Annotated in this window: 24 protein-coding genes, 1 tRNA gene and 1 riboswitch; of the genes, 10 read left to right on the forward strand and 15 right to left on the reverse strand. The window is 46.6% G+C overall.

Features of this window, described 5'->3' with window-relative positions; translation table 11 throughout:
• Window positions 1-38: 38 nt before the first annotated feature.
• The gene (locus ACG2E4_RS09970) at window positions 39-899 is read left to right on the forward strand and encodes an SDR family oxidoreductase (protein WP_395276446.1); all 861 of its coding nucleotides are present in this window, start codon (window positions 39-41) and stop codon (window positions 897-899) included.
• A 20-nt stretch (window positions 900-919) separates the two neighbouring features.
• Here the strand turns inward: ACG2E4_RS09970 and ACG2E4_RS09975 are convergent, their stop codons facing one another.
• The 3 genes from ACG2E4_RS09975 to ACG2E4_RS09985 form a co-directional block, all read right to left on the reverse strand.
• Window positions 920-1,420, reverse strand: coding sequence for a hypothetical protein (locus ACG2E4_RS09975; protein WP_395276447.1), 501 nt, complete (start codon window positions 1,418-1,420; stop codon window positions 920-922).
• 190 nt (window positions 1,421-1,610) lie between these two features.
• Entirely contained in the window at window positions 1,611-1,775 is a 165-nt protein-coding gene (locus ACG2E4_RS09980) for a DUF1328 domain-containing protein (RefSeq protein WP_395261315.1), read from the reverse strand.
• Between the two features lie 49 nt (window positions 1,776-1,824).
• A complete protein-coding gene (locus tag ACG2E4_RS09985) occupies window positions 1,825-2,022 on the reverse strand; it encodes a hypothetical protein (protein ID WP_395276448.1) in 198 nt (65 codons plus the stop codon).
• A gap of 315 nt (window positions 2,023-2,337) precedes the next feature.
• On the opposite strand from ACG2E4_RS09985, the gene ACG2E4_RS09990 reads away from it, so the two are divergent.
• The 3 genes from ACG2E4_RS09990 to ACG2E4_RS10000 all read left to right on the forward strand — a co-directional run bounded on the left by ACG2E4_RS09990 (window position 2,338) and on the right by ACG2E4_RS10000 (window position 5,007).
• Window positions 2,338-2,493, forward strand: coding sequence for a zinc ribbon domain-containing protein (locus ACG2E4_RS09990; protein WP_395276449.1), 156 nt, complete (start codon window positions 2,338-2,340; stop codon window positions 2,491-2,493).
• 409 nt (window positions 2,494-2,902) lie between these two features.
• Window positions 2,903-3,997, forward strand: coding sequence for a Gfo/Idh/MocA family protein (locus tag ACG2E4_RS09995; RefSeq protein WP_395276450.1), 1,095 nt, complete (start codon window positions 2,903-2,905; stop codon window positions 3,995-3,997).
• A gap of 122 nt (window positions 3,998-4,119) precedes the next feature.
• Window positions 4,120-5,007, forward strand: a complete 888-nt coding sequence (locus ACG2E4_RS10000; protein WP_395276451.1) for a sensor histidine kinase — start codon at window positions 4,120-4,122, stop codon at window positions 5,005-5,007.
• Between the two features lie 257 nt (window positions 5,008-5,264).
• Here the strand turns inward: ACG2E4_RS10000 and ACG2E4_RS10005 are convergent, their stop codons facing one another.
• From ACG2E4_RS10005 to egtD, 12 genes are all read right to left on the reverse strand, one after another.
• Entirely contained in the window at window positions 5,265-5,804 is a 540-nt protein-coding gene (locus tag ACG2E4_RS10005) for a hypothetical protein (protein WP_395276452.1), read from the reverse strand.
• Window positions 5,805-5,853: 49 nt separating this feature from the next.
• The gene (locus tag ACG2E4_RS10010; RefSeq protein ID WP_395276453.1) at window positions 5,854-6,069 is read right to left on the reverse strand and encodes a hypothetical protein; all 216 of its coding nucleotides are present in this window, start codon (window positions 6,067-6,069) and stop codon (window positions 5,854-5,856) included.
• A 354-nt stretch (window positions 6,070-6,423) separates the two neighbouring features.
• Window positions 6,424-6,813: a hypothetical protein gene (locus ACG2E4_RS10015; RefSeq protein WP_395276454.1), complete on the reverse strand. Its 390-nt coding sequence runs from the start codon at window positions 6,811-6,813 to the stop codon at window positions 6,424-6,426.
• Window positions 6,814-7,175: 362 nt separating this feature from the next.
• Window positions 7,176-7,514 carry a hypothetical protein gene (locus ACG2E4_RS10020; RefSeq protein WP_395276455.1) on the reverse strand — a complete coding sequence of 113 codons (339 nt, stop codon included), beginning with the start codon at window positions 7,512-7,514 and terminating at the stop codon, window positions 7,176-7,178.
• 113 nt (window positions 7,515-7,627) lie between these two features.
• Window positions 7,628-8,371, reverse strand: a complete 744-nt coding sequence (locus ACG2E4_RS10025) for a hypothetical protein (protein ID WP_395276456.1) — start codon at window positions 8,369-8,371, stop codon at window positions 7,628-7,630.
• Window positions 8,372-8,425: 54 nt separating this feature from the next.
• Window positions 8,426-9,538, reverse strand: a complete 1,113-nt coding sequence (locus tag ACG2E4_RS10030; protein WP_395276457.1) for a tyrosine-type recombinase/integrase — start codon at window positions 9,536-9,538, stop codon at window positions 8,426-8,428.
• Window positions 9,539-9,687: 149 nt separating this feature from the next.
• Window positions 9,688-9,761, reverse strand: a tRNA-Pro gene (locus ACG2E4_RS10035).
• Between the two features lie 102 nt (window positions 9,762-9,863).
• The gene (gene mce / locus ACG2E4_RS10040) at window positions 9,864-10,262 is read right to left on the reverse strand and encodes a methylmalonyl-CoA epimerase (RefSeq protein WP_395276458.1); all 399 of its coding nucleotides are present in this window, start codon (window positions 10,260-10,262) and stop codon (window positions 9,864-9,866) included.
• Between the two features lie 15 nt (window positions 10,263-10,277).
• The gene (gene serA / locus ACG2E4_RS10045) at window positions 10,278-11,867 is read right to left on the reverse strand and encodes a phosphoglycerate dehydrogenase (protein WP_395276459.1); all 1,590 of its coding nucleotides are present in this window, start codon (window positions 11,865-11,867) and stop codon (window positions 10,278-10,280) included.
• Window positions 11,868-11,888: 21 nt separating this feature from the next.
• On the reverse strand, window positions 11,889-12,479 hold the full coding sequence (gene yihA / locus ACG2E4_RS10050) for a ribosome biogenesis GTP-binding protein YihA/YsxC (protein WP_395261322.1): 591 nt from the start codon (window positions 12,477-12,479) through the stop codon (window positions 11,889-11,891).
• Entirely contained in the window at window positions 12,479-13,981 is a 1,503-nt protein-coding gene (gene purF / locus ACG2E4_RS10055) for an amidophosphoribosyltransferase (RefSeq protein WP_395261323.1), read from the reverse strand. The genes yihA and purF overlap by 1 nt, the downstream gene beginning before the upstream one ends.
• A 341-nt stretch (window positions 13,982-14,322) precedes the next feature.
• A complete protein-coding gene (egtD, locus tag ACG2E4_RS10060) occupies window positions 14,323-15,267 on the reverse strand; it encodes an L-histidine N(alpha)-methyltransferase (protein WP_395276460.1) in 945 nt (314 codons plus the stop codon).
• A gap of 411 nt (window positions 15,268-15,678) precedes the next feature.
• On the opposite strand from egtD, the gene ACG2E4_RS10065 reads away from it, so the two are divergent.
• The 6 genes from ACG2E4_RS10065 (at window position 15,679) to metX (ending at window position 21,089) form a co-directional block, all read left to right on the forward strand.
• On the forward strand, window positions 15,679-16,437 hold the full coding sequence (locus ACG2E4_RS10065; protein WP_395276461.1) for an alpha/beta hydrolase family protein: 759 nt from the start codon (window positions 15,679-15,681) through the stop codon (window positions 16,435-16,437).
• A 98-nt stretch (window positions 16,438-16,535) separates the two neighbouring features.
• A complete protein-coding gene (locus ACG2E4_RS10070; protein WP_395276462.1) occupies window positions 16,536-17,369 on the forward strand; it encodes a TIGR02757 family protein in 834 nt (277 codons plus the stop codon).
• 40 nt (window positions 17,370-17,409) lie between these two features.
• On the forward strand, window positions 17,410-17,667 hold the full coding sequence (locus tag ACG2E4_RS10075; RefSeq protein ID WP_395276463.1) for a hypothetical protein: 258 nt from the start codon (window positions 17,410-17,412) through the stop codon (window positions 17,665-17,667).
• A gap of 53 nt (window positions 17,668-17,720) precedes the next feature.
• Window positions 17,721-17,880: riboswitch (SAM riboswitch) on the forward strand.
• 140 nt (window positions 17,881-18,020) lie between these two features.
• On the forward strand, window positions 18,021-18,518 hold the full coding sequence (locus tag ACG2E4_RS10080) for a CoA-binding protein (RefSeq protein WP_395261328.1): 498 nt from the start codon (window positions 18,021-18,023) through the stop codon (window positions 18,516-18,518).
• A 22-nt stretch (window positions 18,519-18,540) separates the two neighbouring features.
• Window positions 18,541-19,875, forward strand: a complete 1,335-nt coding sequence (locus ACG2E4_RS10085; protein WP_395276464.1) for an O-acetylhomoserine aminocarboxypropyltransferase/cysteine synthase family protein — start codon at window positions 18,541-18,543, stop codon at window positions 19,873-19,875.
• Window positions 19,876-20,036: 161 nt separating this feature from the next.
• On the forward strand, window positions 20,037-21,089 hold the full coding sequence (metX, locus tag ACG2E4_RS10090; protein WP_395276465.1) for a homoserine O-acetyltransferase: 1,053 nt from the start codon (window positions 20,037-20,039) through the stop codon (window positions 21,087-21,089).
• Window positions 21,090-21,096 lie beyond the last annotated feature (7 nt).

Consider the following 21,096-nt stretch of genomic DNA (forward strand, 5'->3'; position numbering starts at 1 on the left):
GTCCGGTTAGAAACAGAATGCGAATATAGATTCTTTTTATGGAGAACACCAACCTCGATAATAAAGTATGCCTCATTACGGGGGCCAATTCAGGTATTGGAAAAGCCACGGCCATAGAACTGGCCGAAAGGGGAGCCTATATTGTCATGCTGTGCAGGAACGAGAAAAAGGCGGAGCAGGCGCGGGAAGAGATTATTAACAAAACCGGGCAAACGGGGATCGAAATTCTGCTGGCCGATCTTGCCGTTCAGCACGATATCAGGAACGCTGCCCAGGCATTTCTCGACACGTTTGACCAGCTCGATCTGCTTGTCAATAATGCCGGAATTATTGCATCCGGGCGACAGGAAACGGTCGACGGTATTGAGAAAACGCTTGCCGTGAACCATCTCGCTCCTTTTCTTCTTACCCATTTGCTGATGGATGCCCTCAAAGCAGCACCCTCCGCGCGGGTCATCAATGTTTCTTCAGAAGCACACCGGACCGCTGCCCACGCTTTTGACCTCAATAACCTTCAGTTGAAAGAGGGATTCAGCCCGATGAAAGCCTATGGTGTTTCCAAGCTCTGCAACATCATGTTTACCCATGAGCTGGCCAAACGGACTTCGGGCACTCGCGTGACCACCAACGCTCTCCATCCCGGGGTCGTGCGGTCCCGGCTCACCAGCGAAGCCAGCTGGTTTATGTATCTGCTGTTTGCAATCGGACGGCCATTTATGAAATCTCCCCAAAAGGGGGCGGAGACCACGGTCTATCTGGCCACCTCTCCCGAGGTCGAGAATACAAGTGGAAAATATTTCAAAAACAAAAAAGAGACCCAGCCGGCGGATATCGCTTATAATGATGAACTGACGGAAAAACTGTGGGAGATCAGTTGCCAACTAACAGGAATAGAATAGATTACCGGGCCGGGGATTTCTTACCAAAAAATGATACGCTTTTTGAACAGCACTTTGCGGATTCGCCACAGCATGCTCTTTAACTGTTTCTCGTCGAATCCAAAATCCTGAAACTCGTAACCCAAATTTTTAAACGTTTTTTCATACTCCCTGATGCCTATCTCGCTCAAAAAAATCTGGAGCTGCGACCGCTCATACTCCCGGTACTGTTTTTCAATAATGCCAAGAACATGATCCCACTTGTGCGGATCCACTGAAAGTTCCACGCCCAGCCCCCTTGCGTCATCTTTGTTATCGCTTTTAAGGCACACATCCAGGCGCTCCTCCAGCTTTTCAGGAACCGGTTCTATGCGCATGACTTTCGGTCCCCGTTTTTCGCCGTTGGCCTGCGGGAAAAAACTTTTCCACATCTCGTTGGTCGAAGGATGGTGATAATAGGCCTCCCATTTTTCATCATCCTTCCGCAGCTGAACCATCTCTTTTATGAGCGCCAGCTGCCTGTGATAGTCTAACACATACATGACATTAACGGTTGGGTTCAATATTGTTGATCATTTCTCCAGTGCAGATTACTGCAGTTTGTACTCCAATAACTACCTCCTGGTCAAATTCGTACCCGGCGTTTATATCCCTGCAATGAGAATTTGCTGTTCCAGAAAATCCAGAAATTTAGCAAAACAACAGGGTTACAAAAGCCCTATTATAATCGACTTACACGCTCGGACGCCTGCCAAAAATCAACGAAACCACAAACAGCACCAGGAATATGTAAAAAAGTATTTCGGCGATTCCGGCCGCAGTGCCTGCAATGCCTCCAAAACCGAGTACGGCGGCAATGATGGCAATAATTAAAAATGTAATACTCCAGCGCAGCATCTAACCTCCCGCATTTATGTCACTGTCATGTTCATTTTATGCCGCTGTGTTATTTGGCACGCAGCAGCACCACACCCACCACAAGTACAACGGCGGATACCACCACCGGCACAATATTTCCCTGGCTCACCACCACATCCATCCCGAAAACGCCAAAGCTCTCGGACTCATTAAGATAGTTGACTCCGGTGTAAATAAGAGAGGCCAGGCCACCGACCGTTAGTATAGCTCCTATTGCATTTCTCATTGTTCAACAATCTTGTTATTGTTTTGATACCTTATAACGGTTATCGACAGATTTGTTCCCCGCTTCCGGGGATACTCAGCACCGGTTACCGTTCCTGCATGCTCATGGCACCATGGAAATCGCGTTCATGAAAATTATAAAATAATATAAACTAAACTACTGTTTTTATTGATTATAAAACAAATGAAATAAGATCTGTACGATACAAATTTTTCTGGTTGCAGTTTTTGGGAGGTACCATTTACTTGTAATTTTAAAACAGGAAACACGTGGTGTTGAGTCCAATCTCCGACACCCCGCCAACAATTCAGCATTATGGATAAAAGAGAATGCCCCGGTTGCGCAATGGAAGTAGACGCTGATGCAGAAGCATGCCCTGTCTGCGGATACGAATTCCCGCGTCAGCCTCTCAGCGTACAGATTGCGGCCTGGGTTATGATTGTGCTTCTTATTTTGTGGATGGTTCTGTAGGGCAGCTTATCGTGGTGTGAAGGTCATGCGATCGGTTTTGGAAATTCTCTCACCCCCACCTTTTGTTTTCACGAATCCCTTTGAAAAGCGATTAACATTTCTATTTTATTTAACAACGGGCTTTAGAAAGCCGGGATCTTGCCTGAAGTCAATCCACGGGCGCATTCGAAATCCCGGGGTAATATCGATGATTGAGGATTTCGAAGTGAACATATGTTTGAAATCGGACAAGCATCACATCCAGAGACCTTTGCAGAACCTGCTATTTTGTTGGGAAGTGGTTGTACCACCAACCGTTATTGACCTTTAAACGGGAGTACTACTCCCTCAAAACAAGGAATTGAGGTTATTACAACACCCTCTTTTATACAGTCTACTTAAAATCTCTTTATACAAATCCAGATCAATTATGAGTGAGAACATTTCCAGAAAAAGATTCCTGAAACGAGCCGGTTCCGCCCTGGCCCTTTCCACTATCGGGTTTCCCTCCGTTATACTCTCAAACAACCAGGAAAAACTTGGAGTGGCGCTGGTCGGCCTGGGGAACTACAGTACGACGCGGCTGGCTCCCGGACTTCAAAAAACCGATCACTGCGAACTTCGTGGCATTGTAACCGGCTCGCCGTCAAAAATACCGACATGGCAGGAAAAGTATGGAATCCCCGACAGCAATGTTTACAGCTATGAAACGATGCACGAGCTGGCCAATAATGATGACATTGACGTGGTATATGTTGTGGTTCCCACCGGTTTGCACGCCAGGTATTCCATCATCGCGGCCGAGGCAGGCAAGCATGTATGGTGTGAAAAACCGATGGCCATGAACGTCAAGGAGTGCCAGGCCATTATCGATGCCACGAATAAAAACGGGGTGCAGCTGGCAATCGGCTACCGTATGCAGCATGAACCAAACACCAGGACCATCATTCGATATGGCAAAGAAGAAACATATGGAGCCGTCACAGGGGTGAAAACCGGGGCCGGTTACGACGGGAGTCATCCGGAGGGCAACTGGCGAAGAGATGCGGAATTGGGAGGCGGCGCCCTGTACGACATGGGGGTGTACCCGATCAACGCCGCCCGTTACTCTACCAGCATGGAACCGATTGCCGCAAGCGGCATTCAAAGCTCTGAGCGCAAAGAGATGTATGACGAGGTGGATGAAACCACCGTCTTCCAGCTCGAATTTCCCGGAGGGGTTATTGCCGACGGGGAAACCAGCTTCGGTAAATCGATGAACTACCTGGACGTGGACTGCACCGACGGCTGGTACTATTTGCGCCCGTTTCAGTCTTATTCCGGCGTCAAGGGAAAGACCAGCGACGGAAAGATACTGCCGCCGGACCCCCATCACCAGCAGGCGCGCCAGATGGACAGTGAAGCCCTGGCCATTAAGGAAGGCCGAAAACCGATTGTACCGGGATCAGAGGGGCTGAAAGATATCCGCATTGTGCAGGCCATTATGGAATCTTCCCGAAAAGATGGAGCAAAGATCCAGCTGTAAGACATATTTGAGGAAGAAACCCGGGCCCAGGCTATTACCTCTTTTAATTTGTAACAAGTCCGCACCGAGAGGCTCTTGACATATTAGTTGGCAAATTTTGGGTTTTTATCATGGAGTGACATATGAAAGCACTATCTCTTCCACACCGGCATGGTTTGAAGATCACCTCCATATACCTCATTATATCGGCGGGCTGGATCTTTTTCAGCGATCGAATTATTGTTGAAATATTTGAAGATCAGGCCATTATGGCGCAGGTGCAGACCTACAAGGGTCTGTTTTTTGTAGTTGTCACCGCCGCACTCCTGTATTACCTGATTGGCAAAAACACCGCTTCGATACTAAAAAGCAGAGCCCGCCTTGAAACGCTGATAAAGCAGAAGCAGACCTTGTTGAGTGAATTGCACCATCGCGTAAAAAACAACCTGGCAATTGTTACGGGCCTCATTGAGTTGCAAGCGAATACAATGGATGAAGCTGACACAGAGGCCCTCCAGGAAACGCAGTTTCGCATATATACGCTCGCAAATATTGAAGAGTTGTTATACAAGGAAAAAGACTTTACCAAAATACCATTTCACGAGTGCATGAGATATCTGGTATCAAATCTCGAGCAGAGCGTCAACTCCCCATCCTCTATCCAGGCCAATATTGATGAGGTGAACCTTAATATCAACCAGGCGATACCACTGGGACTGCTGATCAATGAAATTTTTACCCAGCTCAGGGTTAATGGATACAAGGGGAAAATAGGTTCCGTCCGTATTGACCTGAACTACTACCTGCCCAGCAAAGTGAAGTTTAACCTGCAGCTGGTAGATCTCCCTGAAAAAGCCATTACCAAACTGGTTGAAACGGGTCATATTGAATTAAAATTGGTCGACCTGTATACAAAACAGTTAAAAGCCACCTCCGGATGGGAAACCACCTCCAACGGGTATACCTTCCACCTGGAATTCAATAAATCCGATCGTTCCGGCTCTGCCGCAACCATGGCCCAAAGCATGTAACCCGGAAACCTGCAGGGTAACGCTTAAAAACTCATATAAATACGCTGGTGGCGAACTCCAAGGTGACAAGAGGTGCCAGGAACAGCTAACTGTAAAACAGAAAAAGCCTCCCAACAGCGTTTAAAAGCTATCAGAAGGCTTGACTATGTCGGGAAGACAGGATTTGAACTACACCCTTCAAGTCTTATATAGCCACTTTTTAAATAATTTCGTTCATATATTAGGTTTTATGGGTAGTAATACTACCCATAAATTTACTACAATTTCAATCCCATATCCCTAAGATTCTTATCAACTTTACTAGATAACTGACCATAAATCCCCTCAGTAGTTCCATCTTTTGTAATGCATGGTTCATCACCTTCTCCTCTTAAGGATAATTCACATTCATCATTTGAACATACGAATGCAGTTTCTGGTTTTTTCGCTGGATGATTGTTCGGAAATGTCCACATTGCAGAGTTACACTCAGGACAAATAGGTTGAATTGAAGGATTCGAAACATTTTTTCTTGTATCATAATCCCACTTCCATATAACACCCCAAAACTCATCTTTTCGGTAATCTTTGTGTGATTCCTGACTAAACTCTTTAATTTTTCTATAACCATACACTACTCCCATCCCTAACAGAAAACTACCTATTGGGACATATAATGGAATGGAATATTCCGTATTAAATAATGACCAAAACCATCCAATACCTGATACTGATACTATACCTATTATTACTTTCACTAATAATTCAACAGTTACCTTCTCCCTTATCCTTTCCCGAAAAGATTTTTCTTTATCCATAATATCATTGTGATAATGCAGTAATGGGATTATATATCATTCTTAGTTCTTAAAGATTATCTACTTTAGTTTGAATATTTTCTTTAACCTCTTCAAAAGTATTCCCATATGCATCTAACCTCTTACTTTCACTATTTCCTGCATCATTCACAAATTCTATAGTACAGTACATGTGATGTCTGTGTGGTTGGAATTGTTCTGAATAATTAATTAGAAAATCCCCGTATTCAAATACATTTGGTCCCTTCTTTTTCCATTCACTCATAATGAAGATACTTTTGGTTGATAGAATGTTTGGTAAAAAGAACAATTAAAAATGTACTAATTCAATACCTCTTTATTACCATAAATAACTTATATCAGAACTTAGAGTTCTGATTCTTTAAAAGATATAACCAACCCAAAACTTTAGAAAACGTCTTTAGGACATTAAGAAGAAAATTAATATATCATTCTACCAAGAATGATTAAGAATTAATTCATCTGCTGAAGGAAACGGTTAAACTTCTTCAAGGTTTTACTCCCTCTGTTAACCTTTTTAATTAAGGAACTGAACATACGTTTTAATTTTCTATATACTCCCTTCAACGAAAACTTATCAACTCGTTGAACATCTAATTTACTTGCAATCTTTGATACTGATTTCGTTGATTCCAACATCTATTCCAGTATCTTTCTTGTCTGCGAATTTACTTTCGTTCAAACTCTCTTTGAATACTTTTTTGTATTTATAGTTCTCACGTTCATATCCCTTCCGTTTAATTTCAACAAGATACTTGTTGGTTTTCATAGATTGGACTTCCAAATCTTCAAGTTCTGAAAGTAATGGACGAAGTTCATCCTCTAACTGTTTGTATCTTGATTTATAATCATTCAGAGTATCTTTTAGGTAAGTTATTTTTTCTGATAACTCTCCAAACTCATCTATTTTTTGTTTTATATCTTTTTCTAATCTGAATTCATTCAGAACCTCTTCATTAATAATCTCTTTTAGTCTCACTGTCTTCATAGACTTACCCTCTTGTTATTATTTTTGAATCACTCTCCTTCTTAGGTGATATATTTATACACCTTTGTATTAAAATTTACTCTTGCTCTTCAGATTTAGATACACTCTGATTGTGATATTTTTCAGTTTGTCTGAAGTAAAACCAATCAATTATTTCATTTTCAATTACTTGATTGTCTATCTCTTTGAACTCTAAATAATCCTCTTTTGAATTAAACATTCCCACTGACAATTCAATTAATACAGATGTTGTAATATCAGATGGAAACTCTTCATCTTCTTCCTCTTTTTGGTCAAGATAGAGGATTCAGACTAAATAACAATATGTCACTAGACCAAGTAGGTAGCTATTATTAAATAGATCAATCTACAACCCTATACTTTTTATTAAATTTTTCTTCAGTTATAATCAATAAGCCCTGAATATAGGCAGTTTTATCAATGTTACTGTAATATTTACTCCTTAACTTACCTTTTACTAAAATTGCATCGGGATTTTTCAACGAATCTTCAGTACTTGTACTGGTTATAAAAAACAAGGGCAATGTTTCAGAAGTTCTACCTATCGAATTAACTGAACTTCTGCGAATTTTTATCCTCCTTTTTGCGGATTTTAGAACCTCTCTATAACTATCGCTTTTATATACTTCATATCTTTCTTCTGATAATTTGTTTTCTACTATTTCACCTTCTTCAGGCAAGCCACAACCAGAAAAATAACATATAGAGGTTATGAGAAGAAAGGTTAGATAAAACCTCATTATTTTTACCCCCCAAAAAGTTATTTTTATTATAAGTGAGCGTTTAGCTAACGCTACTTCGCATTATTCAGGTATGAAGAATCGGTAAATGCTGTGTAATAATTAGTATAAATACCAAGGCTATCAAGGCTAGTTCTTATTTTAAGAGTATCCTCTTTAATATTAAACTCACTTGCACTTGATGAATTAAAATACTGATCGATAGTTGTAAAAGTAGTATCAGTTTCATACCCGTAATCCTTTATTAGAGCTAGTCTACCTCCATTAATTAAAGTGAGATTGTAATTAAATTCATGTGCTAAACTCTTTACAAATTTATTATAAATACTGTCCTTAAATGAATAAAGTTTTCTCAATTGCATGTCCTTACCACTATCATAATAAGTAGTTTTAATAATGTTCATTGAAGAATCTAGTTCCATAATAGTTGGCATATAAGTTCCCTGTGAAGTTTTTTTATTTGGTTTTCTTACAGTAACTAGGCCAGCACTATCTATCACTGTTTTCTCCCACTGCCATACACCAACAAATGGAAAATTATCAATATTAGGTTTGTTTAGGTCGTGGAAGGAAAGGGTATCATTATTGATATGATCGACAACTTCAAATAATCCTCCTGTTGCAGTATATAACTTCTCTTCTAATAGTTTTTCATTCTCCCCTTCTCCCTGATATTTTACAACTTTCTTTTTCGCTCCATTGGGCCATCTATCTATAATTTCTGTGCTAGTACTTTCTGTTGAACACCCTATAAATGTAGTAATTAGAATGATGTATAGTAATTTAACCTTAGCCATGCCAACCCGTTTAATGAAGACTTTTAGAATTATTAACTAGTAAAATTGAAACATTTATGCAAAAGCACTACCAACCTGATTTGATATATCCATATTCAACAAATCAGCATAGTTTTGAGTAGTCTTAACGCTAGCATGCCTCATCCATCGTTGAACGGTGTAGATAGGCACTCCACTTCTCAACAGGTGAATACAGCAGGTATGCCGTGAGGAATGAACGCAGATATCCTCTCTTTCAGGCAAAGCGTATCTCACATACTTCTTGAAGGTTCGGGAGGTTCTCCTGCGGTCTTTATGTTTGAATAGGCGTTCTCCCTCACTACAATTTTCAAGCAATTTCTTGGCAAGCTTTTTAAGCGGTTCTACTTCCCCTATTGGCAGTATCTGTTTAGCCTTGCTTTTGGTGTTAAACGAGTCGGAGCCAATCGTAACCTCCCAGGTTTCTGTGTTAATATTTTCAGGTCTAAGGCTCAATGTTTCCGATATCCTCATCCCACTATACCGTTGCCAATCGATGAAGTCTATGAGCCAATATGCGTTTCTCTCGGCATTTTGATACCCCTTTTCAATGTCATGAGCAACCTTTTCCCTTATACCATTTTTAAGCTTTTCTATCTCTTCTTCGGTAAGGTAATTGATCGTATTATCCTGCTCTTTATCGTTGTTATAAATCTTCACCTTTCCGAAATCATAGGATATCAGATTCTCCTTTTTGCACCACTTGGCAAAAGGTACAATCTTCTTTTTGTGAGTTTTCTTTGTAGCATAAGCGTATTTATCCCTGTTTAGAAAACTGTTTATTTGATCGGGTTTTAATGCCTGAATGCACTTGTCCTCTCCTATATACCGACCGAAAGAATATAATACATAGGAGGTATTTTTAGCTGTGGTAGAACGCCAATCTTCTTGGGATTTTTGGGTAACGTAATAGTCCAATACCTCTTTTATTGAGGAATTTTCAGATACGGGTAAAGTGGATTTGGTGGCATCGTATCCTGTCCAAGGGTCATAGAGGTTCTGTGCGTACTTGTCCTCTAGTTTCTTGTGTATTTTCTGTGCGGTACGTTTGGTTTTGGTCTTTAGGGCAATTCGTTTTCGCTGTGGGCTTCTGTCCTTGCAATAGAACTGCGAATAATACCAATTATCCTGTTTAAGTAACGTAGCCATCGGTTTCTCCCATGTTATTTGAGAGCCTCTTCGTAACAATGGCGTAACAATTGGTGTTTTCCTGCTACTTTTCAGGAGATTTCAAGAAAGGCTAAAAACAGAAAAAGCCTCCCAACAGCGTTTAAAAGCTATCAGAAGGCTTGATTATGTCGGGAAGACAGGATTTGAACCTGCGACCCCACGACCCCCAGTCGTGTGCGCTACCGGACTGCGCCACTTCCCGAAAAAAGTCGATTCTGCGGCGGGCGTGCCAACGCTCACCTTACAGGCTACCACAGTTGTACTAGGTAATCGATGTCAAAGGTAAGAGTGTAAGACTCAAAACTCAACTTTTGCTTTGACAAATCTCAACCAGTACTCCACGGTTATCTTTTGGATGGATAAACGCCACCAATTTGTTATCCGCCCCCTCCACCGGTTCCTCATTTAACAGGGCAAACCCTTTTCGTTTCAGCCTTTTCAGTTCCTCATCGATGTTCTCGACCTCGAAAGCGACATGGTGCATTCCCTCTCCATGCTTTTCGATATACTTTTGTATGACCGAATCCGGGGCTGTGGAGCCCAGCAGCTCGACTTTCGATTCACCGGTCCGGAAAAAGGCAGTCTCTGTCTGCTGGCCTGCCACCACTTCCCGCTTATAGCATTCGGAATCCAGCAGCGACTCGTAGGTCGCAATTGCATCCTCCAAGTCGCTGACTGCTATCCCGATGTGATCGATACGCATGGTGGTCTGTATTGGTTACGAAAGACTGATATAGCGCAATCCGTCTACCCCGTCCAGATTAAGGATCGGCTGCAGCTCCTCTTCGGTCAACGGCTTATCCACCGCCACGGCCGTAATGGCCTGCGATCCCTTTTGGGTGCGACCGAGGCTGAGCGAAGCGATGTTGATGCCCTGCTCCGCCAGTGCGCCACTTACCGATGCCAGCATACCGGGCTTATCGATGTTGGTATACATCAGGATGTCACCCTCCAGGCGCAATTCAATACCGAACCCGTCTATTTTCACAATGCGGTAATCCCCTTCACCAAATACCGTTGCGGCAATCTCTTTGTACTCGGCATCGCCGTCAAATTTAACGGTAATCAGTTCATTGAAGGTCTTGGTTTCTCCCCCGGTCGTCTCCTTGATTTTGAATCCCCGCTCTTCAGCATAGTGACGGGCATTAATCAGGTTGATCGCTTCGCTCACATGCTCCGAAAGCATTCCCTTGAGCATGGAATCAGTAAGCACATCAGAATACTTGGCGCATTCACCGGAATACTCAAAAGAAAAACTGCTGGTGTGTTCGGGTGCAATCTGGATCGCCATCTCACCCAGTTTTTCCGCGAGCTCAAGATAGGGCTGTACCTCTTTGTTGGTGATAAGAGAGATTGACTTGCCGTTCAGGCTGCCCTTGAAACTTTTCTTTTCCAGGGCATCCGCCATCTGGTATGCAATCTGTTCAGCCACTTTTTCCTGGGCCTCCTCCGTAGAAGCGCCTAGGTGGGGCGTACTTATAATCTTCGGATGCTTGAGAATCTCATACAGATCTTCCGAAGGGGGCTCCTGTGAATAGACATCCAGCGCAACACCCGCCAGTATTCCGTCATCCAGCAATTTAGGCAGGTCCTCCTCTTTATAAATACCGCCGCGGGCACAGTTCACCAGGAACATTCCTTTCTTCATCTTGTCGGCCTTTTCAAGTGAGACCAACCCCTTGGTTTTTTCTGTGAGCGGCGTGTGTACCGTTAAAAAGTCGGCCTGGCCCAGCAGGTCATCCAGCTCCAGCAGTTCAACCCCGATGCTCTGGGCTTTTTCGTGAGACGCAAATGGATCATACGCTTTAACCGTCATCCCGAACTGCTGCATCCGTTTGGCAACCTCGCTGCCGATCTTGCCAAGACCAACGATCCCCAGCACCTTGCTGTGGACTTCGGTTCCCATATACTTTTTGCGATCCCAACCGCCGCTCTTTACCCTGTCGACAGACTGCGGGATATTCCGGGCGATGGCCAGAATCATGCCGCAGGTATGCTCGGCCGTTGAAATGGTGTTGCCATCGGGGGTGTTCATCACCAGTACCCCGCGCGCCGTGGCTGCAGGAATATCGATATTGTCAACCCCGACACCCGCCCGGCCGATCACTTTCAGGTTGTCAGCATGTTTTAACAGCTCTTCAGTAATTTTGGTGGAACTGCGAACAACGATACCATCATAACCGGCGATCTCTTCAAACAGCTCCTCTTCTGAAAGACTGGTTTTCCGAACTGCCTCGATACCTCGATCGGAAAAGACTTTTTCACAACGTTCATCTACGTTATCTGCTAGTAATATTTTATAGGACATGATTTTTATTGTTGTTTATTTTTATGCTTCTGAAAATTCGGAAATAAGATCTTTAAGCTCCTCCATTCCGGTACGTTCGCTGGATGAACTCAGCAGGATCGGCACCTCAATATTCATCTCCTCCAGAATTCTCTCCAACCGGAATTTTGACTGGTTTTGCTGGTTTCGCGATAATTTATCGCTTTTCGTCAACACTACACAAAACGGCAAACGGTTGACCCCCAGCCAGTAAAAAAAATCTTCGTCCAGCTTTGTGGGCTCATGCCGGATGTCGACCAGGTGAATTACCAGCCGAAGTGTAGTCCGTTCAAGCAGGTATTCACGGATATCCCGCCCCCAGCGCTCACGCTCCTTTTTCGGCACTTTAGCATACCCAAACCCGGGCAAATCCACAAAATAGGTCTTGTCATCTACCAGGTAGTAGTTCATCTGCTGGGTTTTGCCCGGGGTGTTGCTGGTTCGGGCCAGCCCCTTGTGGTGCATTAAAGCATTGATGAGGGACGATTTTCCCACATTTGAGCGGCCGGCAAAACAGATTTCGGGGCAGGCCGGTTCAGGACACTCGCTCAGGGAGGGGGCGCTGGTTATAAAACGGGCTTTCTTAAACTCCATCAAACAATCTCGTTTTCTTCCTTGCCAACGCCAAAATTGACCGGCACCGGGTATTTCTCTGTAAAGCAGGCAGTACAATACCCCTTCCCTGAAAGGTTCGCCTCCTTCACAGCGTTCACCAGCCCGTCCGGCGACAGGTACCGCAGGCTGTCAACACCAATCTCTTTGGCCATCTTCTCAATATCCCGGTCAAAACGGTTGGCCATCAGCTCATCGGGACTCGGGAAATCCATTCCGTAAAAACAGGGACTTATGATCGGGGGAGAACTCACCAGGAAATGAATCTCAGCAGGATTGGCATCTCGTATCATATCCACCAGGTAGCGGGAGGTAGTGCCCCGCACAATGGAATCATCGACAATGATGACCGACCGCCCCTCGATGACGCCCCGAACCGTGTTAAACTTGGTGCGCACCTTCTGGTCGCGCGATTTTTGCCCGGGCGAGATAAACGTCCGGCCTACATAGTGATTCCGAATAAGCCCGATCTCGAACTTGCATTCATGCCCAAGCTTCTGGTTCTCATGGACATATCCCAAAGCCGCCGTATTGCTGGAATCCGGTACAGAAATCACAATAGGCTTCTTGTCGGGCGGCACTTTATTGCATACTTCAGAAATAGGATGCTCCTTGGCAAGATACTTCCCGAGGTTCCGCCGCACCTTGTCCACATTTTCCCCAAAAATTTTGCTGTCGGGGCGTGAAAAGTAGACATATTCAAATATGCACTGGCTGGTTTCTGTTCCATGCTCCGGCTCTAAAAAGTAGGAGGTCGGCTCATCGGTTTCCAGCGTATTTTGATCAATCACCAGCACTTCACCGGGCTCCACATCACGTACATATTCCGCATCGATAATATCGAACGCACAGGTTTCGCTGGCCACGCAGTACGACCCGTCCACCTTTCCCAGCGCCAGCGGACGGAAGCCGTTGGGATCACGTACGGCGATAAGGCGGTTGTCGGTCAGCATCATCAGGCTGTAGGCCCCCTCTATCCGGGACAGCGCATCCAGGATCTGGTCGATCTGGTTTTTCTGCCTGCTGTGGGAGATCAGGTGAAGAATCAACTCCGTGTCAGAAGTACTTTGAAATATAACCCCCTTCTCCCGCAGGCGCTCCCGGATTTGCCTGGCGTTGGCCAGATTTCCGTTATGACCCACCGCCACATTGCCATCGCGGTAGTGAACACGAAACGGCTGAATGTTGGCCGGATTCCTGGAAGCCCCGGTCGTAGAATAGCGATTATGACCTATGGCGGCCTTGCCCTTGAGTTCCCTTTTCAAAATCTTGTGATCGTCAAACACATTGAGTACCAGTCCAAACCCCTTGTGCATCGGCATTACCCAGCGTTCTTTCTGGCTGTCATAATGGGTTGTCACAATGCCAGCTGACTCCTGGCCTCTGTGTTGGAGGGCATGCAGCCCGTAATAGGTGAGCAAAGCGGCGTCAGGATGGTCATAAACACCAAAAATACCGCAATAATCGCGTGGTTTATCGGTCATGAAACTGATTCACATTCCTATTGTTTTTAAGGCAGTGGAAAATAAGAAAATCAATCGCTAATTGACAGAGTTTATTATAAGGAATAATCTCCTCCCTATAAGAAATGAATCCTGTTTAAGCTTTGCCCGCATCTGAAACGATGTGTGGGACCCGCTGTTTCCACAATATTGCATTGTCACACAGTCGTTATCTTCCCAGCGGAATCTGCCACTCGCGGCATGTGCGCAACATCACATCCTGTCGCTAAGGGTGTTGATGAGGCGACCGGTCGCCGGCAGATTTTTTGCCGGACAATCTCCCCTTCGGCACAGCCGCTCGTCAGTTCCCGGGTATCTGATACCTACCGTTTTACCAGGTACTGCAGGGAGAAATAGCGGTTTTCATCCAGCCACACCTGTTCAACGGAGAACCAGTCCTTCACCAGGTCTCCAAACTCCTCTACCGAGTATTTATATGAGTTTTCGGTATGGATCGATTCCCCTTCGTGGAACAATATCCGTTCCCCGTCGATTTTCACCTCTTGTTTATGCTCAGAGACCAGGTGCATCTCTATACGTCCTTTCTCCTCATTGTAAAAGGCGTTGTGCCGGAACTTGTCAGGGTCAAAATCAGCGTCCAGCTCGCGGTTCAGCCGCACCAGGATGTTTTTGTTGAACTCAGCTGTAACACCGTTCTCATCATTATAGGCAGCCTCCAGGATAGTGCGGTCCTTCTTCAGATCCACTCCAACCAGTAATGCGGCTTCCTGGTCCGCCCTCGCAGCTACATTCTTTAAAAAATCGTGTGCCTCTCCGGGCCGAAAGTTGCCGATAGTGGAACCGGGATAGAAGAATACCTGCTCCCGGTAATCCGACGGGGAATCGGGAATTTCGAAACGGGAGGTATAATCGGCACAAATCGGCTGGATGCTTAGGTCGGGATAATCCACGCTTAGCTGCCGGGCCACCTCCTCAAGGTATTGCTCGGATATATCCACGGGATGATACGAGACCAGCGACGGGAGCCTGTCCAGCAGCAGTCTCGTTTTCCTGCTGCTGCCGCTACCCAGTTCTATCAGCACCGCCCGTGACCCGATGGCACGGGCAATCTCGTCAATGTGGGTCTCCAAAATTGAAATTTCCGTCCGCGTGAGATAATACTCCTCCAGTTCTGTTATCTCTTCAAAAAGCCGGGAACCCCGCCTGTCATAAAAAAATTTACTGGGAATCCTTTTCTGCGGTTTTCGTAATCCCCCGAGAACCTCATCCAGCATGGTTTGTTGCCGCGCAACTGCCTGGTCTTCCATTACATCTCCCACTGTTTCGTTTTAGATCAAAGTTAACGTTTAAAAAACTGTGTTTGTCATCAAACCGCAGCCAGAAATACAATTACCCAATTCCGGGCTTTATAAACCGTTTAACGGGTGGCCAACAGGAGGCACACCTGACGCCCCGGGCGCACTCCTGACTATAGCTGATGACCCGCAACCAACACCTCTTACCCGGATACTCCGCTCCCGTAAGAAAACGATAACAGAATACATCCGATACGATGGCGGTGGTACTTTGGGCATAGGGAAATCTGGTTATGAAAAAGCCTCTTCAATTCGACAATTGAACGCAATTTTATACCTTAACCTTCAACCTTCAACTTTCAACTTTCAACTTTCAACCTTTAACTTTCAACCTTTAACCAGTAATGAAGTACAAAATAAATCATGAAAAGTGAAAAGATAACTTTCCCGGGAAGCCAGGGAGGAGAGCTGGCTGCAAGAATTGACCGGCCGGACCAGCACACCAGCAAAGGATCCGTGCTGTTTGCCCACTGCTTTACCTGCAGTAAAAACCTGCGCGCAGTGGGACACATCAGCCGCACCCTCACCGACCACGGGATGAGCGTATTCCGGTTCGATTTCACCGGTCTTGGAGAAAGCGAGGGCGATTTTTCCAACACGAACTTCTCCTCCAACGTGGATGACCTGATTGCTGCCGCCACCTATATGAAACAGCATGAAATCGTCCCGCGCATGCTCATGGGACATTCCCTCGGTGGGGCGGCCGTCCTGCAGGCAGCCGACCGAATCGCCTCCGTTGAGGCCATTGCCACGATCGGCGCCCCCTGCAACCCGGAACATGTGCAGCATTTGCTTACTGATAAAAAAGAGATCATTGAAGAAAAGGGAGAAGCCGACGTCCGGCTGGCAGGGCGCACCTTCACCATAAAAAAACAATTTCTCGATGACTTGTCGGCTCAAAAGATGGACGGTATTATTCGTAACCTTGGCAAGGCGCTGTTGATCTTTCATTCGCCGGTTGACAATACGGTGGGGATCGACAATGCGGCGCATATCTACAAACTGGCCAAACATCCCAAAAGCTTCATCTCGCTTGACGACGCCGATCACCTGCTAAGCAACGAAGAAGACGCCAAATATGTGGGATCGGTTGCCGCGGCGTGGGCAGACCGCTACCTGTAGCAGCCGGCTGTTCTCCCGCAGGAGTTTCCTTTTACCATTGAAGATGATTCTTTTCTAACACCCCAGAACGCCCGCTACAAACTTGTATTCAACAATATATGCAGCAACAGCTTCTTTCCGAGTCAGAAATTATTGAACTCAAGCCGTGGCTCGACCGGTGGGTCGAGCGCATGGAAAAGCCGGATTATATTGATGACGACCCCGTTCTTTTTATGCACGCCTTCGAGGGCAAACTGGACCGGGAACTGGCCGGTTTTTTTGCTGCACTGATGGCCTGGGGTCGACGCGATATTGTCATTGCCAAAGTCAGGGACCTGCTAAAACGGATGGGTCACCGGCCGGCCGAGTTTATCGGCAATTTTTCGGAGCGCGACCGCCGACGGTTCGAAGGCTTCAAGCATCGCACGTTCAAGCCGGTGGATATCTACTGGCTTACCATGATCCTGCATAACATCCTGCAGGAGTACGGGGGATTTGAACCTTTCTGGAAAGAATGCCACCGAGAGGCCAACCGTACCGATCGCAATCTGCTGGCCGTGTTCCATGAACGCTTTTTTGAAACCTGTCCCGATGCGGCCCGGCGTACACGCAAGCATATTTCCAACTCCGAAAAAAACAGCTCCTGCAAGCGCCTTTACCTCTACCTTCGCTGGACCATCCGCAAGTGTAGTCCGGTAGACCCCGGAACGATGACCTTCATGGCCCCGTCCGAGCTGATGCTGCCGCTGGACGTACACGCGGCACGACAGGCACGGGTGCTCGGCCTCCTGGAGCGCACCTACAACGACTGGAAAGCCACCAGGGAACTCACCTCGAAGATGCGGTTGCTGGACCCTGACGACCCGGCAAAATACGATTACGCACTGTTCGGCATCGGCGTGACGGAAACAGGTCCCGGGGATGAGAGAATCCTGAATCCACAGTTTTTATGAGCTGGGGCGCTCCTGATGCTGCCCCGTCTTCACACAAATCATGAGAAAAGGTGGCGGCACCTGCAGCAACAGGGATGAAATTTTTGTGAAAAAAGCTCTAAAAATATTATACTTTGCATTCAATTGTGAGAAGAAAGAATATGTCAAGCATGATTATATTCAACTGCCGCATTCCGTTTATTTTCAACATCTGTTGTATTATGGCACGGATGCGGCTCCCAAAGCATTGAAGGGTTTAAGTGACTGTACCACCATTAACATGGATGAAATTCACAAAGCCCTTCGAAAGATTAATTGAAGGGCTTTTTTAATATAAAATTCGTTCTTTTTCACTCTTGGTTATTGAACATACTCTTATCGAGAAAGGCGGAGGGATCAGGCCCGATGAAACCTTAGCAACCGCTTCTTGCACAACCATCATATGTAGCTGCAGATGATGTGCAGGAGGGTTCAGGTGCTAAATCCTGCTTTTTCCAGGTGATTTACTGCCCGGAAAAAGGGAAGATGAGATTGAGGAATCGCTTCAAAACATGAGCAAAGCCTCTTCTGAACTTCCGCGATCAATCATCGATGAGGTAGTTCGGAAGAGGCTTTTTTGTTCCTGCTGCATAACAGCGGGGAACGAAGAATAATATAGCTTTAGATCACGCAATGAAATCAACATTTGACAGCTGGTATGCCGAGAAGATGCGGGCGAATCCGGAAATATCGGAAGAGACCGACCGGGTGGAGGAGCTGCTTGACACCATCCGGACGATCGCCGTCGTCGGAATATCGCGGAATCGGCACCGGGACAGCCATTTTGTGGGCCGATATCTCAAAAACGCCGGCTATACCATCATCCCCGTAAATCCCGGGGCCGACCAGATCCTGGGGGAGCAGGCATACCCCGATCTTGAAAGTATTCCCGTTCCTGTTGACGTAGTGGATATTTTTCTCCCGGAAACACTGATTCCGGATGTTGTTGACCAGGCCCTTGAGATCGAACCGGAGGCGATATGGCTTCAGCTGGGAACGGGAACACATGACAAGTTGAAGAACAAGGTCGAAAAAAGAGGAATCGATTTTTTCCAACACCGGTGCATGAAGGTAGACCATCAGTTTCTTATTCGTCCCAAGAAAGAGCGAAACGAGCAATCTGTATCCTAAACTTAATTAACAAGGTGACATTATGAGCAATAACGAAAACGGAGAAGAACGCAATTATCGATTTGAGACCCTGCAGCTACATGCCGGGCAGGAGCCGGATCCCACCACGGGTTCCCGCGCAGTACCTATTTATCAAACGACCAGCTACCAGTTTGATGATACGGAGCATGCGGCCACCCTGTTTGCCCTGAAAGAGTTCGGCAATATTTACACGCGGATTATGAATCCCACGACGGATGTGTTTGAAAAACGTATTGCGGCTCTCGAGGGGGGCGTCGCTGCGGTGGGAACGAGCTCGGGACAGTCTGCTCAGTTCATGGCGATAGCCACCATTGCTCAATCGGGCGACAATATTGTCTCCACCCCGTTCCTGTACGGCGGCACCTACAACCAGTTCAAGGTTACGCTGCCACGCCTCGGAATTGACGTGAATTTTGTGGAAGAGGACACCATCGAGGCCTACGAGGCAGAAATTGATGATAACACCAAGGGTATCTACGTTGAATCGATCGGAAATCCGCGCGGCAATGTTCCCGATTTTGAAGGACTTTCAAAACTGGCCGACAAGTACGGCATCCCCCTGATAGTGGACAACACATTTGGCGTGGCGGGTGCTGTCTGCAAGCCGATCAAGCACGGGGCCAACATCGTAACCGCCTCCGCCACCAAGTGGATCGGAGGGCACGGAACCAGCATCGGCGGTGTCATAGTGGATGCCGGTAATTTCGACTGGGGCAACGGTAACTTCCCCGTTTTCACGGAACCTTCCCCTGCCTATCACGGGCTCAAGTTCTGGGAAGTATTCGGCCCGGAAGGTCCGTTTGGCAATATCGCGTTTGCAATTCGGGCGCGGGTGGAAGCGCTCCGCGACTTCGGATCAGCCCCGTCTCCGTTCAACAGCTTTCTGCTGCTTCAGGGACTTGAAACCCTTTCGCTGCGCGCCGAACGCCATTGCGAAAACACCCAGAAGCTGGCCGAATGGCTGCAAGATCATGACAAGGTAACGTGGGTCAACTATACCGGCCTGCCCGATCATCCCTATCACGAGCTCGGCCAAAAGTACCTGGAGGGCGACCGTTTCGGAGCCGTTCTCACTTTTGGCGTGGAGGGCGGCTATGAGCCTGCTCGCACTTTTATCGACAATGTAGAGCTGGCAAGCCACCTGGCAAACGTGGGAGATGCCAAAACACTGGTTATCCATCCCGCTTCAACGACACACCAGCAGCTTTCGGATGAAGAACAGGCCTCAAGCGGCGTAAAGCCCGACCTGATTCGCGTATCCGTGGGAATTGAACATATCGATGATATCATCGAAGATTTCGAGCGGGCATTTGCCAAGCTCGGTGTAACCGCTTAACACCTGCCTGTTGAACAGATGACACCCGGCTTACAAAGCCGGGATTGACACAGGTTACAGCGACAGATCATAAAACGGGTGTGGAACCTTCTGCAACGTTCCACACCCTATCCTTAAAGTCTTGCGGGCTAAGACCCGCAACGGCATTACAAACAGAAGCAATGAACGAAGGTGTAAAACAATATCAATTGCAACAGGAGTTTGTAACGGAGTCGGGTTTTACATTCCCCGATCCGGTTATCGCCTACAAAACGTGGGGCAAACTCAACAAAGCACGTGACAATGTCATCTTGATCTGCCACGCGCTTACGGGCAATGCTGCCGCCGACGAGTGGTTCCCGGGGCTTTTTCAGGCGGGGGGCATTCTTGATACCGACCGCTACTATGTTATCTGCACCAACGTGCTCGGCAGTTGTTATGGAAGTACGGGGCCATGGACTACAGATCCCCGGACCGGCAATCCCTACCGCGCCGATTTTCCCGATATTACCATCCGCGACATTGTCCGTTACCAGCAGCAATTTCTGGATGAATTTGACATCCGCGGTATTGAAACCGTCATCGGAGGTTCGATGGGAGGCATGCAGGCGCTTGAGTTTTCAATTATGGACGAACGCGTGCGCAGCGCAGTACCGATCGCAATGGGAAAAGCTCATACAAGCTGGCAGATCGGCATTAGCCACGCCCAGCGGCAGGCGATATTTGCCGATCCCAACTGGAACGACGGATATTACGAAAAAGGAGACGGGCCCTCCGAGGGACTTTCTGCCGCCCGCATGATGGCGATGATCAGCTATCGCTGCCAGCAGGATTTTGAGAATAAATTTGGGCGTGATCTCCAGGAGGGGCATGACGACCTGTTCCAGGTGGAGTCGTACCTGAACTACCAGGGACAAAAGCTGGTTAACCGCTTCGACGCGCTCACGTATGTTTACCTGACCTGGGCAATGGATACGCACGATGTGGCTCGTAACCGCGGAAGCTACTCTGAAATACTGGGTGAGGTCGACATTCCGGTACTCGTTATCGGCATCAATTCCGACCTGTTGTACCCGGTAAACGAGCAGAAAGAGCTGGCGCAGCTCCTGGGAAACGGACATTACGAAGAGATCACATCTGAGTATGGCCATGATGCCTTCCTGATCGAATTTGACCAACTGAACAATATCATAAAGCCCTTTCTATCAACATATAAAACTCATCACGCAGTATAAGTAATCC

Origin of the sequence: Halalkalibaculum sp. DA384 (genome assembly GCF_043951955.1) — a bacterium.
In the GTDB taxonomy this organism is placed as follows: domain Bacteria; phylum Bacteroidota; class Rhodothermia; order Balneolales; family Balneolaceae; genus JAMQKA01.